General features: G+C 71.0%; 13 protein-coding genes. 6 read left to right on the top strand and 7 right to left on the bottom strand.

The genetic code is table 11. The features are described 5' to 3' along the window. Position 1: 1 nt before the first annotated feature. The 5 genes from G3I41_RS26065 to G3I41_RS26045 form a co-directional block, all read right to left on the bottom strand. Entirely contained in the window at positions 2-1018 is a 1017-nt protein-coding gene (locus G3I41_RS26065) for a LuxR C-terminal-related transcriptional regulator (RefSeq protein ID WP_164402813.1), read from the bottom strand. After that, the gene (locus tag G3I41_RS26060; RefSeq protein WP_164402812.1) at positions 1015-1983 is read right to left on the bottom strand and encodes a LuxR C-terminal-related transcriptional regulator; all 969 of its coding nucleotides are present in this window, start codon (positions 1981-1983) and stop codon (positions 1015-1017) included. Before G3I41_RS26060 ends, G3I41_RS26065 begins: the two co-directional genes overlap by 4 nt. Beyond that, positions 1980-2972, bottom strand: coding sequence for a LuxR C-terminal-related transcriptional regulator (locus G3I41_RS26055; RefSeq protein ID WP_164402811.1), 993 nt, complete (start codon positions 2970-2972; stop codon positions 1980-1982). The genes G3I41_RS26060 and G3I41_RS26055 overlap by 4 nt, the downstream gene beginning before the upstream one ends. Continuing rightward, a complete protein-coding gene (locus G3I41_RS26050; RefSeq protein ID WP_164402810.1) occupies positions 2969-3946 on the bottom strand; it encodes a LuxR C-terminal-related transcriptional regulator in 978 nt (325 codons plus the stop codon). The genes G3I41_RS26055 and G3I41_RS26050 overlap by 4 nt, the downstream gene beginning before the upstream one ends. 184 nt (positions 3947-4130) lie before the next feature. After that, positions 4131-5135 carry a helix-turn-helix transcriptional regulator gene (locus tag G3I41_RS26045; RefSeq protein ID WP_239081846.1) on the bottom strand — a complete coding sequence of 335 codons (1005 nt, stop codon included), beginning with the start codon at positions 5133-5135 and terminating at the stop codon, positions 4131-4133. A gap of 119 nt (positions 5136-5254) precedes the next feature. Here G3I41_RS26045 and G3I41_RS26040 point away from each other — a divergent pair, with 119 nt between their 5' ends. After that, complete coding sequence (locus G3I41_RS26040) at positions 5255-5452, top strand: hypothetical protein (protein WP_164402801.1); 198 nt, start codon at positions 5255-5257, stop codon at positions 5450-5452. A 1-nt stretch (position 5453) separates the two neighbouring features. Next, a complete protein-coding gene (locus G3I41_RS26035) occupies positions 5454-5774 on the top strand; it encodes a (2Fe-2S)-binding protein (protein WP_164402809.1) in 321 nt (106 codons plus the stop codon). A gap of 105 nt (positions 5775-5879) precedes the next feature. On the opposite strand, the gene G3I41_RS26030 is transcribed toward G3I41_RS26035, so the two are convergent. Further along, positions 5880-6284: a TIGR03618 family F420-dependent PPOX class oxidoreductase gene (locus G3I41_RS26030; RefSeq protein ID WP_164402808.1), complete on the bottom strand. Its 405-nt coding sequence runs from the start codon at positions 6282-6284 to the stop codon at positions 5880-5882. Between the two features lie 215 nt (positions 6285-6499). Here G3I41_RS26030 and clpB point away from each other — a divergent pair, with 215 nt between their 5' ends. Both clpB and G3I41_RS26020 read left to right on the top strand, forming a co-directional pair. Next, complete coding sequence (gene clpB, locus G3I41_RS26025; RefSeq protein ID WP_164402807.1) at positions 6500-9094, top strand: ATP-dependent chaperone ClpB; 2595 nt, start codon at positions 6500-6502, stop codon at positions 9092-9094. Between the two features lie 169 nt (positions 9095-9263). Next, the gene (locus tag G3I41_RS26020; RefSeq protein WP_164402806.1) at positions 9264-9830 is read left to right on the top strand and encodes a YbjN domain-containing protein; all 567 of its coding nucleotides are present in this window, start codon (positions 9264-9266) and stop codon (positions 9828-9830) included. Between the two features lie 61 nt (positions 9831-9891). Here the strand turns inward: G3I41_RS26020 and G3I41_RS26015 are convergent, their stop codons facing one another. Then, complete coding sequence (locus G3I41_RS26015) at positions 9892-11070, bottom strand: pyridoxal phosphate-dependent aminotransferase (RefSeq protein ID WP_164402805.1); 1179 nt, start codon at positions 11068-11070, stop codon at positions 9892-9894. Positions 11071-11849: 779 nt separating this feature from the next. Between G3I41_RS26015 and G3I41_RS26010 the strand changes: the two genes are divergently transcribed. After that, complete coding sequence (locus G3I41_RS26010) at positions 11850-12371, top strand: DUF2617 family protein (protein WP_164402804.1); 522 nt, start codon at positions 11850-11852, stop codon at positions 12369-12371. Between the two features lie 84 nt (positions 12372-12455). Then, positions 12456-13841: polyamine aminopropyltransferase (locus G3I41_RS26005; RefSeq protein WP_164402803.1), on the top strand; the 1386-nt coding region annotated here is incomplete at its 3' end.

Genomic DNA, 13841 nt, shown 5'->3' with positions numbered 1-13841 from the left:
GTCACCCCGGTTCCCCCGGCGTGGCGGGCCGCTTCGCGTTTTCCGGCGGTACGGGGCCGGCGGGGCCCTCCGCGAGGCCGGACTGGACGAGGAGGGCGCCGAGGTGGGTGCGGCTGGTGGCGTTGAGGGTGTGCATGAGCTTGGCGATGTGGGCGCGGCAGGTGCGGACGCTGATGCCGAGTTTCTCGGCGGCGCTCTGGTCGGTGCAGCCGTCGGCCAGGAGGCGGGCGATGCTCTGCTGGACGGCGGTGACGGGGGCGCCGGGGAGGGCGGCGGGGAGGTGCTGGGTGAAGGGTGTGGCTCCGGCCCAGAGGGTTTCGTAGATGGCGGCGAGGTAGCGCACCAGGGCGGGGTGGCGGATCTCCAGGGCGGTGCTGCCGCCGGGGTCGGCGGGGAGGTACGCGACGGTCCGGTCGAAGACGATGAGACGGTCGACGGCCCGTTCCACGGTGCGGACCTCCAGGAGTCCGCTGGGCAGTTGGGCCACGTACTCCTTGAGGCCGGTGCTGTAGCGCGCGGAGTGCTGGTAGATGTGCCGGACGCGCACGCCCCGCGCGACCGTGGGCAGCGTGCCCGACAGCGCGATCTGGAGCTGTTCCGGTGTACGGGTGCTACCGGGCTGGATGGTCAGGATCTCGTCCCGGGCCTCGTGCGCGGAGCCGTTGATGGACGCCTGGATGGCCGACCGTCCGTGGAGCGTGACGAGGAGGACGGGTTCCCGGCTCGCCGACACGAGGGGCACGAGGGACTTGGCCAGCAGGTCGACCGCGCGGACCTGGTCGAGGACCTGACGGGCGAGTGGATGCAGCAGGTGCGCCAGGGCGGCCGTGGGCGGTACGGGCCGCAGCCACGCGCTGTCGCGGGGGTCGGCGGTGAGCAGGGCGTGCTCGGCGAGGCAGGGCATGCCCTCGGCGGCGGACCGGGCGATGCGGCCCTGGGCCAGGGCCTGGGCGTAGAGGTCCACTGCCGCGTCGCACAGTTCGTCCGGGCTGTGGCCGTGCTTGTGGGGTGCCGTCATCGGGCGGGCTCCGCGAGGCCGGACTGGACGAGGAGGGCGCCGAGGTGGGTGCGGCTGGTGGCGTTGAGGGTGTGCATGAGCTTGGCGATGTGGGCGCGGCAGGTGCGGACGCTGATGCCGAGTTTCTCGGCGGCGCTCTGGTCGGTGCAGCCGTCGGCCAGGAGGCGGGCGATGCTCTGCTGGACGGCGGTGACGGGGGCGCCGGGGGCGGCGGCGGGGAGGGGGTCGCCGAAGGGGGTGGCGAGGGCCCAGAGCGTTTCGTAGACGGCGGTCAGATAGCGCACGAGGGCGGGGTGGCGGATCTCCAGGGCGGCGCTGCCATCGGGGTCGGCGGGCAGGTAGGCGACGGCCCGGTCGAAGACGAGCATGCGGCCCACGCTCTGCTCCATGGTGCGGATCTGGAGGCTGCCGGCCGGGATCTCCGCCAGGTACTCCTTGAGCCGGGGGCTGTAGCGCGCCGAGTGCTGGTAGAGGTGTCGGAGCCGGCCGCCCGATGCGAGGACGAACTGCGCGTTCGTCCGGCCCTGGCGCATGTTGTGGACCAGGCGGTTGCCGCCGGGCTGGGCGGTCAGGACTTCCTCCCGGGCCGACCGTGAGGCGTTGTGGAGCGCCGCGCGTATCCGGTCGGCCCCTTCGATCACGGTGACCGAACGGGTCGAATCCTCGTCGGTCTCCGCGAGCAGTGGCAGCAGGGACCGGGTCAGCTCGGTCGTCAGCCGGAGCCGGGCGTCGATCTCACGGCTGAGAGGGCTGAGCAGTTGACCCAGCACCGCGGACGGCGGTACGGGGCGCAGCCACGCCCCGTCCTGCGGGTCGGGGAGGAGCAGTCCGAGCGCGGTGAGGCAGGGGGCGGGCTCGGTGGCTCTGCGGGCGATGCGGCCGGCGCTGAGGGCCTCACCGTAGAGGGCAAGGGCGGCTTCGCAGAGTTCTCGTTCGCCGTGGGGGTGCGTCGTCGGTGCGGTCATGAGGCAGGGCCCTCCCCGGAGTCCTGTCGCGCACCCGCGAGGCCGGACTGGACGAGGAGGGCGCCGAGGTGGGTGCGGCTGGTGGCGTTGAGGGTGTGCATGAGTTTGGCGATGTGGGCGCGGCAGGTGCGGACGCTGATGCCGAGTTTCTCGGCGGCGCTCTGGTCGGTGCAGCCGTCGGCCAGGAGGCGGGCGATGCTCTGCTGGACGGCGGTGACGGGGGCGCCGGGGGCGGCGGCGGGGAGGGGGTCGCCGAAGGGGGCGGCGAGGGCCCAGAGCAGGTCGTACAGCTGCGCCAGGTAGTGGACCAGCCCGGGGTGGCGGATCTCCAGGGCGGCGCTGCGGTCGGGGTTGGCCGGGAGGTACGCGACCTCGCGGTCGAAGATCATCAGGCGGTCGATCGCCCGCTCCGTCGTACGGACCTGGAGGAGGTCTCCGGGCAGTTGGGCCAGATACCCCTTGAGCCCGGGACCGTAGCGCGCCGAGTGCTGGTAGATGTGGCGCAGCCGGACGTTCCGCTTGACGAGCGGCAGCGTGCTGGCCAGGGCCACTCGGAGGATCTCCGGCGAACGGGTGCTGCCGGGCTGGACGGTGAGGACTTCGTCGTTCGCCTCGCGCAGGGCGGCGTCGATGGCCTCCTGGATGGAGGACTGCCCGGCGACGACCCTGATGGCGAGATCCGGGGGTTCCTCCGCGAGTGCGCTCAGGGTGTCCAGCGTGCTGCCCAGGAGATCGGCGGTGCGCACCCGGTCCAGGATCTCCCGGGCCAGCGGATGCAGCAGCCGCGCCAGAGCGGCCGTGGGCGCCACGGGCCTCAGCCGCGTGTCGTCGCGGGGATCGGCGGTGAGCAGGGCGTGCCCGGCCAGGCAGGGCACTTCCTCGGCGGCGGACCGGGAGATGCGGCCCTGGGCCAGGGCGTGCGTATAGAGGCCGACCGCTTCCTCGCACAGTGCGTCCACGCCGTGGCCGTGCTCGTGGGGTGCCGTCATCGGGCGGGCTCCGCGAGGCCGGACTGGACGAGGAGGGCGCCGAGGTGGGTGCGGCTGGTGGCGTTGAGGGTGTGCATGAGCTTGGCGATGTGGGCGCGGCAGGTGCGGACGCTGATGCCGAGCTTGCGGGCCACGATCTGGTCGGTGTTGCCCTCGATGAGGAGGCGGGCGACGCTCAGCTGGGTGGCGGTGATCGGGGTGTCGTGCGCGGGCGGCTGAAGGGGGGAGGTCAGCGGCTTGGCCTGGGCCCACAGCACCTCGTACACCTGGATCAGGTAGCGCACGAGGGCGGGATGGCGGATCTCCAGGGCGATGTCGCGCCGGGGACTGGCCGGGATGAAGGCGACGGTGCGGTCGAAGACGAAGAGGCGCTCGACGGTCTGCTCGATGGTGCGCACCTGGATGCAGCCCGACGGTATGTCGTCCAGGTACGCCTTGATGGCCGGGCTGTACCGGGCCGGGTGCTGGTAGATGTGGCGCAGTGTCACGCCCCGTCCGGCCATGGACAGTGCCCGGTCCAGCGCCTTCCTGAGCTGGTCCACGGGGCGGTTGCCACTGGGCTGGAGGGTCAGGACCTCCTCCCGTGCGCCGTCCGTGGCGTTCTGGATGGCTGCCTCGATCAGCGGAATGCCTTGGAGGACGGTGATGGCGAGGTTGGGGTCGGTGCTGGCGACGGAGGCCAGGGGGGCCAGTGAGTCGGCCAGGGCGGCGGAGAGCCGTATGCGCTCGTGGATTTCCCGGGTGACGGGCTGGAGCAGATGGGCGAGCGCCGCGGACGGAGGGACCGGCCGGATCCAGCCATCGTCCTGGGGATCGGGGTGGACGAGAGCCAACTCGATGAGGCACGGGGCGGGTTCGAGAGCGGAACGGGGCAGCCGGCCGGCTCCGAGGGCTTCGGTGTACGTCCTGACGCCGGCGTCGCACAGTTCCAGAGGGCCGTGCGGCTGGTGCGATATGCCCTCGTCCTTGCCCATTCGTGACCCCCCACTTTTGGCAGTGCAGCAAGATGACGGTGGTGCCAGCCTAGTTCCCGGGCCAGTGTGGAGATGTCGGGGGAGCCGGGAACTCTCCCGGCTGATCAAGGGCGTGGCCATGCTCTCCCCCATTGCGTGGTCCGCCCGTCCGGCCCGGGGGGTGGGGATCTTTGGGGCCGGCCGGTCAGGAATCCTGGTCCAGGATTCCTGACCGGGCGATCAGATAGCCGAGTTGGGCGCGGCTGGTGCTGCCGAGCGTGGCGGCGAGCTTGGCGACATGGGCCCGGCAGGTACGGACGTTCATACCGAGCCGACGGGCGATCGAGTCATCGACGTGTCCCTCGACGAGCAGTTGGGCAATGGAGTGCTGAACCCCGCTGATCCCCAGCCGGGTCGGCTCGTACTTGACCTCCTCCCGCAGGGGAGCCGCCCGCGTCCACAGCTGCTCGAACACGTTGGCCAGGTACTCGACGAGTCCGGGATGGCGCAGTTCCAGGGCGACTTGACGGTCGTCCTGGGCCGGGATGAAGGCCACCGTCCGGTCGAACACGATCAGGCGTTCGATGAGCTCCTCGAGTGTCCGGATCTCCACGTCGCTGTCCGCCATGCGCTCCGCGTACGCGAGTGTGCTGAGGCTGTGCCGCACGGTGTGCTGATAGAGGGTGCGCATCCGGACGCCTCGCTGAACGACCGAGAGGCCGCGGTCCAGCGATTTGCTGAGGCGGTCCTCGATGCGTCCGCCACCGGGTTGGACCGTCAGGACTTCCGTACGGCACTCTGCCGTGGCCTGGTCGAGCGCGGCGTTGATCCGGTTGAAGCCCTCCAGCACGGTGATCGCGTGGGTGACGGGAGGTCCCTGCGTGCTGATGTCCATGAATGGCTCGAATGACTCGGTCAGTTGGACCGTATGCCTGCGGCGCTCAAGGATCTCCCGTTCCAGGGGCTGCAGGTGCTGGGCCAGCGCGACCGAAGGCGGGACCGGCCGGAGCCATGCCGGGTCGTCGGGGTCGGGGTGAAGCAGGGCGAAATCCACGAGGCAGGGAGCGGGTTCGATATCCGCCCGCGCTATGCGTCCCAGGCGCAGCGCGCTGGCGTAAAGGTGCTCCCCGGCCTGGCAAAGTTCGGTGATCCCATGAGGATGTGTCGGTTTCGTGCTCATTGTGGCCATATCTTCACCCCCCAGGTTCATGAACATACAGGAACATGATGCATCTCCTCGGTGGTGCTCGCGTGCCCCTGTGAGACATCGTTTTTGATGCGGGGGAGAGGAATCCACCAGTGAGGACGAAGCCGACTATGTATAAGCGAATGCTTCGCTCGGCGCTTGCCGCGTCGTTCGTTGCGGCCCTGGGCATAGGTTTGTTGGGCGGCAGCGGCTTTGAGCAGGTCAGCACCGCCGCCTCTGCCGTGGACATCGGCTGGGATGTCTCGCCTGTCAAGTCGGACATCGGCTGGAACGTCGCGCCCGCCGGAGCGGACACCGCGTCGACCGGTGCGGGCGCCTGACATGGCCACCCCCCCGGACGACCGGACCTTCCGGCGTGAGATGGCGACCGCCTACCGGTCAGGGTGGCATTTCATCGATCTCGTCACGGCGCTGCCCCACCGTGGCGACTCGTTGATGGTCACTCTGTTCGGCGATCCGGTCGTCGTCGCCCGCGAGGACGACGGTGAGGTCCGTGCCTACCGATGCCTGCGCAAGCCGCGGGGCGCGCCGCAGCCGGTGCGCTGTGCCATCCGTTACGACATGATCTTTGTGAATCTCGCACAGCGTGACCACCAGCTGTTCGAGCCCGAAACCATTGCCGCCACCCCCCACAGTGCCTGAGCGATCCCCCGTCGTTCCACGTCGCTCAGTCACTTCCCCCACACAACGGCGCCACCGTGACCTGAACACGGTGGCGCCGTTGTGCTGTGCCCGCGGGCGGCACGCTCAGCCGCGTCCGAGCGCCCGGTCCAGGGTGATCTCGATGACGACCCGGTCCGGGTTGGGGGACGGTACCCGGTCGTAGCGCTCCGTGTGGCGGCGTACGGCCTCCGCGACGCGCTCCGGGTCCGCGCTGATCCGGGCCACGCCCTCCAGGGTCGCCCAGCGGCGGCGGTGCACCTGGCACGCCGCGACGCGGGCACCCTCCGGGCCTGCGGCCAGGATGTTGGCCACCTTGCGGCTGTGCTTGTTGGTGATGACCCGGGCGAGGCCGGCCTCGGGGTCGTACGTCACGCACACCGGGACCACGTGCGGCGTGCCGTCGGGGCGGGGCGTGGTGAGCGTGCACACGTGGCTCTCGCGCCAGAACGCGAGGTACTCGGGGCTCGGCTGGTGTACGTCGACTGCCATGGGCCCCAGCGTATGCGGGGCCTTGCGCGCTGCGGTGGCGGGTACGAGGGGTGGCCGCTTCACTCGGAGTGGGAGCAGGGCCGCGTTTTCGCCTTGAGTGGCATGCGCTCAACTCTTGGCGGGTACTGCCTTGAGTGGAATAGACTCAACTTTGTGCACGTTGACCGTGTCAGTAGTGGAAACGGACTCGTCATCGCAAGGAGGAGACAGCGCACGTGGACGCCGAGCTGACCAACAGGAGCAGGGACGCCATCAACGCGGCCACCAGCAGGGCCGTGAAGGACGGGCATCCCGATCTGACCCCGGGGCATCTGCTGCTGGCGCTGCTTTCGGGCGAGGACAACGAGAATCTGGTCGATCTGCTGGCCGCCGTCGAGGCCGACCAGATCGCCGTACGCACCGAGACGGAGCGGCTCCTCGCCGCTCAGCCCAGCGTGACCGGGTCGACCGTCGCGCCGCCCCAGCCCAACCGCGAGCTGCTCGCCGTCATCGCGGACGCCGCGCAGCGCGCCAAGGAGCTGGGCGACGACTACGTCTCCACCGAGCACCTGCTGATCGGGATCGCCGCGAAGGGCGGCCGGGCCGGTGAGATCCTCGACGGGCAGGGGGCCAGCGCGAAGAAGCTGCTGGACGCGTTCGAGAAGAGCAGGGGAGGGCGCCGGGTGACCACTCCCGACCCGGAGGGCCAGTACAAGGCCCTGGAGAAATTCGGCACGGACTTCACCGCCGCCGCGCGCGAGGGCAAGCTCGACCCGGTCATCGGCCGGGACCAGGAGATCCGCCGCGTCGTCCAGGTGCTCTCACGGCGCACCAAGAACAACCCGGTGCTCATCGGTGAGCCCGGCGTCGGCAAGACGGCCGTGGTCGAAGGGCTCGCCCAGCGCATCGTGAAGGGCGACGTCCCCGAATCCCTCAAGGACAAGCGGCTCGTCTCGCTCGACCTGGGGGCGATGGTCGCGGGCGCGAAGTACCGCGGCGAGTTCGAGGAGCGCCTGAAGACCGTCCTCTCGGAGATCAAGGAGAGCGACGGCCAGATCATCACGTTCATCGACGAGCTGCACACCGTCGTGGGCGCGGGCGCCGGCGGCGACTCCGCGATGGACGCGGGCAACATGCTCAAGCCGATGCTGGCCCGCGGCGAGCTGCGGATGGTCGGCGCGACCACGCTGGACGAGTACCGCGAGCGGATCGAGAAGGACCCCGCCCTGGAGCGCCGCTTCCAGCAGGTGCTGGTCGCCGAGCCGTCCGTGGAGGACACCATCGCGATCCTCCGCGGGCTCAAGGGGCGGTACGAGGCCCACCACAAGGTCCAGATCGCGGACGCGTCCCTGGTCGCCGCAGCGACCCTGTCCGACCGCTACATCACCTCCCGCTTCCTGCCCGACAAGGCCATCGACCTCGTGGACGAGGCGGCCTCCCGGCTGCGCATGGAGATCGACTCCTCGCCCGTCGAGATCGACGAGCTCCAGCGCTCCGTCGACCGCCTGCACATGGAGGAACTGGCCCTCAGGAACGAGACCGACGCCGCCTCCAAGCAGCGCCTGGAGAAGCTGCGCCGCGACCTCGCCGACAAGGAGGAGGAGCTGCGCGGCCTCAACGCCCGCTGGGAGAAGGAGAAGCAGGGACTCAACCGCGTCGGTGAGCTGAAGGAGCGCTTGGACGACCTGCGCGGCCAGGCCGAACGCGCCCAGCGCGACGGCGACTTCGACACCGCGTCGAAGCTGCTGTACGGGGAGATCCCCGGCCTGGAGCGCGAGCTGGCCGAGGCCGACGAGGCCGAGCAGGAGGCCGCCCGCGAGCCCAAGGAGACCCTGGTCAAGGAAGAGGTCGGGCCGGACGACATCGCCGATGTCGTGGGCGCCTGGACCGGCATCCCGGCCGGCCGCCTCCTGGAGGGCGAGACGCAGAAGCTGCTGCGCATGGAAGCGGAGCTGGGCAAGCGCCTGATCGGGCAGACCGAGGCCGTGCAGGCCGTCTCGGACGCGGTGCGCCGCACCCGCGCGGGCATCGCCGACCCCGACCGCCCGACCGGCTCGTTCCTCTTCCTCGGCCCGACCGGTGTCGGCAAGACCGAGCTGGCGAAGGCCCTCGCGGACTTCCTCTTCGACGACGAGCGGGCCATGGCCCGCATCGACATGAGCGAGTACAGCGAGAAGCACAGCGTCGCCCGCCTGGTCGGCGCCCCGCCCGGTTACGTCGGTTACGAGGAGGGCGGCCAGCTCACGGAGGCGGTCCGCCGCCGCCCGTACACCGTCGTCCTGCTGGACGAGGTCGAGAAGGCCCACCCCGAGGTCTTCGACATCCTGCTCCAGGTCCTGGACGACGGCCGGCTCACCGACGGCCAGGGCAGGACGGTGGACTTCCGGAACACCATCCTGATCCTGACGTCCAACCTCGGCAGCCAGTTCCTGACTGATCCGCTGACCAAACCGGAGGAGAAGAAGAGCCAGGTCCTGGAGGTCGTCCGGGCCTCCTTCAAGCCGGAGTTCCTGAACCGGCTGGACGACCTGGTGGTCTTCTCCGCCCTGTCCGGCGACGAGCTGGCGCACATCGCGGGCCTCCAGATCGACCGGCTCGCCAAGCGCCTGGCCGACCGGCGGCTCACCCTGGACGTCACCCCCGAGGCCCTGGCCTGGCTGGCCGAGGAGGGCAACGACCCGGCGTACGGCGCCCGGCCGCTGCGCCGCCTCATCCAGACGGCGATCGGCGACCGGCTCGCCAAGGAGATCCTGGCGGGCGAGATCAAGGACGGTGACACGGTCCGCGTGGACCGCTTCGAGGACGGCCTGATCGTCGGCGCGGCGAGCTGATCGCGGCCGCCGACGCGGTAAGCGGAATCCGTACGGCGTAACCGGAACGCCCCGGCCCCGGTTCCCACCGGCTGAATATCAGCTTGTGGCGGATCGGGGCCTTCCGGGCTTGCCATGCCCCGCCCGGCATAAGAGAGGATGGCAGCCAACCGCACGAAGGGAAGTAACGGTGAGCATCGATCCGTCCTCGATTCCTAACTTCGGGGCTCAGCCCGAACCGCAGGCGGCAGGACCGGAGGGCCCCGTCGTCCCTGACCAGGACCTCGTCAAGCAGCTGCTGGACCAGATGGAGCTGAAGTACGTCGTCGACGACGAGGGCGACCTCGCCGCGCCGTGGGAGGAATTCCGCACGTACTTCATGTTCCGCGGCGAGGGCGAGCAGCAGGTCTTCTCGGTCCGTACGTTCTACGACCGCCCGCACGCCACGGACCAGCGCCCGGTCCTCCTCGACGCGATCGACGACTGGAACCGCCGCACCCTGTGGCCCAAGGTCTACACGCACACCCACGAGCCCGAGGAGGGCTCCGAGGAGACCGGCCCCTCGGTCCGCCTGATCGGTGAGGCGCAGATGCTCATCGGCACCGGCGTCTCCCTGGAGCACTTCGTCTCCTCGACGGTCAGCTGGGTGCGCGCCTCCATCGAGTTCGACAAGTGGCTGCTGGAGCGCCTGGGCCTGGCCCCGGCCGAGGAGAAGTCCGAGGACGCCGGCACGGAGCAGGCCGCTCCGGACGCCTGAGCCGTCTCCGTACGCATGAGGAGGCCCGGCCGGGGGAACCCGCGCCGGGCCTCTTCATGCCTCAGATCCGCTTCAGCCGGGAAACCGCCTCCTGGAGCACGTCCGCACGCTTGCAGAAGGTGAAGCGGACGAAGGGCGCGCCCTGGTCGCGGTGGTCGTAGAAGACGGCGTTGGGGACGGCCACCACGCCGCAGCGCTCCGGCAGTGCCCGGCAGAACGCGATCCCGTCGCCGGTCGCGTCGAGCGGGCGGATGTCGGTGGTGACGAAGTACGTGCCGGCCGGCCGGTACACCGCGAACCCGGCCTCGGCGAGTCCCGCGCAGAGCCGGTCCCGCTTGGCGCGCAGGTCCGCCCGCAGCTCGTCGTAGAAGCTGTCGGGCAGGCGCAGCGCCTCGGCGACGGCGTACTGGAGGGGCCCGCCGGAGACGTACGTCAGATACTGCTTCGCCGAGCGCACCGCCGTCACCAGCTCGGGGCTCCCGGTGACCCAGCCGATCTTCCAGCCGGTGTACGAGAACGTCTTGCCGGCCGAGGAGATGGTGACCGTGCGGTCGCGCATGCCGGGGAAGCCGGCCAGCGGCAGGTGTTCGCCCTCGAAGACCAGGTGCTCGTAGACCTCGTCGGTGACGACGAGCAGGTCGTGCTCGCAGGCCAGCTCCGCGATCGCGTGCAGTTCCTCGCGGCTGAGGACGGTGCCGGTGGGGTTGTGCGGGGTGTTGATCAGCAGCAGCCGGGTGCGCCGGGTGACCGCCGCGCGCAGCTCGTCGAGATCCAGCCGGTAGGTGCCCGCGGAGGTGTCGGGCCGCAGCGTGACCGGAACGCGCGTCGCGCCCGCCATCGCGATGCAGGCGGCGTACGAGTCGTAGTACGGCTCCAGTGCGACGACCTCGTCGCCGGGCTCCAGGAGCGCCAGGAGCGAGGCGGCGATGGCCTCGGTGGCGCCCGCGGTGACCAGCACCTCCGTGTCGGGGTCGTACGCCAGGCCGTAGCGCCGCTGCTGGTGCCCGCTGATCGCGGTGCGCAGCTCGGGGACGCCGGGGCCGGGCGGGTACTGGTTGCCCTTGCCCTCCCGCAGGGCGCGGACGGCGGCCTCGCGGACCTCCTCGGGGCCGTCGGTGTCCGGGAAACCCTGGCCGAGGTTGATGGCTCCGGTGCGGACGGCCAGCGCGGACATCTCCGCGAAGATCGTCGTGCCGAACTCGGCGAGGCGGCGGTTGAGCAGCGGTCGTCCCTGTGTCATGGCCGCCATCCTGCGCGCAAGCTCTGGACTTGCTCAAGTCTGCTTTGGCCGTACGGCGGCAGGGGCATCTCCCCTGCACGCCGGAACGGGCGTGAAGCGGGGGGCCTCGCTTCGGGGGACGGAAGGACGTGAGGTCATGGGCGGTGTGCTGATCGGGGTGGTTCTGGTCGTGCTGGCCCTGGTTTTCGGCGCGAAGGTGATGCGGCCCGGTGGACGGGGGCGTGCGCCGGCGCGCAACGGGCGGCGCGGTACGGCGGGCGGCTCGGCCGCCGGGGGCAGCTGGTGGGCCGGGGACAGCGGGGGCGGCTCGTCCTGCGGCAGCGGAGGCGGGCACTCCGGTGGCGGCGGGCACTCGGGTGGCCACTCCTGCGGCGGGGGGTCCTCGTGCGGCGGGGGGTCCTCCTGCGGCGGCGGGGGCGGATGCGGCGGAGGCAGCTGACACGGGGCAGTTGGTCCGCGTGGGCGTGTTCGCGAACACGCCCTGAGGCCCGGCGGGACGCGCGGTTGCACGCGCCAAGTCCCGCCGGGCTCCTTTTTGTTGGGGGCCTTCACGGGTCTGCGGTGAACAGGTGAGCGGTAAGCCACCCGAGGGGGATGGAAACCCCGGCAAGTTGGGCAAAAACGCTGTGAGTGCGGCGTAGTTCGTGATTCCCTCGTGGGAGAGAACATCCAGCCCTCGGACCCCAGTTGGACCTGATCGGGCGCTTCCCAACCCCCCACACGCACGACACGGGGGCGTCCCCTGTCCATGTGTCCATGCGTGTTTGCGGAGCCGACCCATGCTCACGACCCTTCATACGGCCTATTCCGACACCCGTGCCGCCGATCTGGCCTGGGCGCTGGGGCGCGAACCGCTCCCCGCGCTGGCCGTCCTCGACCTCGAACTCGCCGGCGCCGCACTGCAACTGCGGCTGCTCGGCGCCTCGCACCAGGTGCTCCTGGAGGAGGAGCAGGGCAGCTGTTCCGAGACCGTCGCCTGTATGCCCGGCAGCAGCACCCCGCTGCCACTGGGCGTCGCCAAGCGGATCGGCGGCTGGGAGTACGAGTTCGCGGCCCGCGTCGAGACGCTGAACGCGGGCTCCTTCGCCGGTCGCGCCCAGGAACTGCTGGCACTCGTCGCCGACCACCCGCACGGTCTGGCCGGGACGTTTCCGGGCAGCCCGCACGCCTTCACCGCCATGCTCGCCCAGCGGACCGAGGGCCAGGTGCGATGGCGCACCTGGCACGCGTACCCGCAGGAGGGCCAGCTCGTCGTGACGCGTACCCGGGTGGGCGTGCGGACACCCGCGGTGGCGCTGTGACGCACACCTGCCACGCCGCAGGTGCGCCACTTACACCCTTGTGGGTGACAAGCGGCGAGCGATCAGTGACGTAGCGTTCGCGGCATGATCGACCAGCAGGTGTCGCTGCGAGGGGGCGCGGCGCGGCTTCCTGTCCGGCCGAGGACCGGTCGGTACCTCGTGCTGGCCGCCGTCTTCGTCTGTGCCGCCTGTGGACTGGTGTACGAGCTGGAACTGGTGGCGCTCGCCTCCTATCTGATCGGTGACTCGGTCACCCAGGCGTCGGTCGTTCTCTCCGTGATGGTGTTCGCGATGGGCATCGGCTCGCTGCTCGCGAAACGTTTACGCAGCCGGGCGGCGGTGGGCTTCGGGCTGATCGAGGCGGCGCTCGCCCTGGTGGGGGGTTTCTCGGCGCTGGTCCTCTACGCGTCGTTCGCCTGGTTCGGCGAGTCGCGGTACGCGCTGGTCGCGTTCTCGCTGACGATCGGCGTCCTGATCGGCGCGGAGATCCCCCTGCTCATGACGCTGATCCAGCGGGTGGACCGGCAGGACGCGGGCGGGGCCGTCGCGGATCTGTTCGCGGCGGACTACGTGGGCGCGCTCGTCGGCGGTCTCGCCTTTCCGTTCCTGCTGCTGCCGATGCTCGGCCAGCTCACCGGCGCTCTGCTGACCGGCGCGGTGAACGCGGCGGCGGGCGGGGCGCTGGTGCTGTGGGTGTTCCGGCGGGACGTGCCCCCCAGGGCGCGATGGCTGCTGATCGCCGCCAATGTCACGGTGATCGCCGTGCTGGCCACCGCCGCGCTGCTGGCCGACGACTTCGAGCGGGCGGCACGGCGCGCGGTGTACGGGGACCAGGTGCGGGTCGCCGTGCGGACCGATGTGCAGGAGGTCGTGCTGACCGGGGCCGGCCGCAGCTCCCTGGACCTCTATCTGGACGGCCGGCTGCGGGTCAGCGCCCGCGACGAGTACCGGTACCACGAGGCGCTGGTGCACCCGGCGATGAACGGGCCGCACGCCCGGGTCCTGATCCTGGGCGGCGGGGACGGGCTGGCGGCGCGGGAGGTGCTGCGCTACCCGGACGTGCGGAGCGTGACCCTGGTGGAGCTGGACCCCGCCGTCACCCGACTGGCCCGAACGGACCCCGCGCTCTCCGCGCTGAACGCGCACGCGCTGGACGACCCCCGCGTGACGACGGTGACCGGCGACGCGTTCACCTGGCTGCGGACCGCCCGCAGCCGTTACGACGTGGTGATCTCCGACCTCCCCGACCCCGGGATCTCCGCCGGCACGAAGCTCTACTCGGCGGAGTTCTACGGCCTGGTCGCCGAGGCCCTCGCACCGAACGGACGGCTCGCGGTGCACGCGGGGCCGCCCGTCGGCCGGCCGCGCAGCTACTGGACGGTCGACGCCTCCATGCGGGCCGCCGGGCTGCGTCCGCGCCCCTATCGGATCGGTGGGCGCCGGTCGGGCTCCGCCGCCGGCCCCGGCCGG

This window comes from Streptomyces sp. SID9727, from assembly GCF_010550605.1.
Classification (GTDB): domain Bacteria; phylum Actinomycetota; class Actinomycetes; order Streptomycetales; family Streptomycetaceae; genus Streptomyces.
The sequence above is the reverse complement of the archived record's forward strand: the minus strand, read 5'-3'. Positions and strand labels throughout refer to the sequence as shown.

Coding starts and splice junctions, on each gene's coding strand:
- G3I41_RS26065 (WP_164402813.1), bottom strand. CDS start 1,018: ATGACGGCACCCCACAAGCACGGCCACAGCCCGGACGAACTGTGCGAC.
- G3I41_RS26010 (WP_164402804.1), top strand. CDS start 11,850: ATGCTCACGACCCTTCATACGGCCTATTCCGACACCCGTGCCGCCGAT.
- G3I41_RS26050 (WP_164402810.1), bottom strand. CDS start 3,946: ATGGGCAAGGACGAGGGCATATCGCACCAGCCGCACGGCCCTCTGGAA.
- G3I41_RS26030 (WP_164402808.1), bottom strand. CDS start 6,284: ATGGCAGTCGACGTACACCAGCCGAGCCCCGAGTACCTCGCGTTCTGG.
- G3I41_RS26040 (WP_164402801.1), top strand. CDS start 5,255: ATGCTTCGCTCGGCGCTTGCCGCGTCGTTCGTTGCGGCCCTGGGCATA.
- G3I41_RS26035 (WP_164402809.1), top strand. CDS start 5,454: ATGGCCACCCCCCCGGACGACCGGACCTTCCGGCGTGAGATGGCGACC.
- G3I41_RS26015 (WP_164402805.1), bottom strand. CDS start 11,070: ATGACACAGGGACGACCGCTGCTCAACCGCCGCCTCGCCGAGTTCGGC.
- G3I41_RS26060 (WP_164402812.1), bottom strand. CDS start 1,983: ATGACCGCACCGACGACGCACCCCCACGGCGAACGAGAACTCTGCGAA.
- G3I41_RS26045 (WP_239081846.1), bottom strand. CDS start 5,135: ATGAACCTGGGGGGTGAAGATATGGCCACAATGAGCACGAAACCGACA.
- G3I41_RS26055 (WP_164402811.1), bottom strand. CDS start 2,972: ATGACGGCACCCCACGAGCACGGCCACGGCGTGGACGCACTGTGCGAG.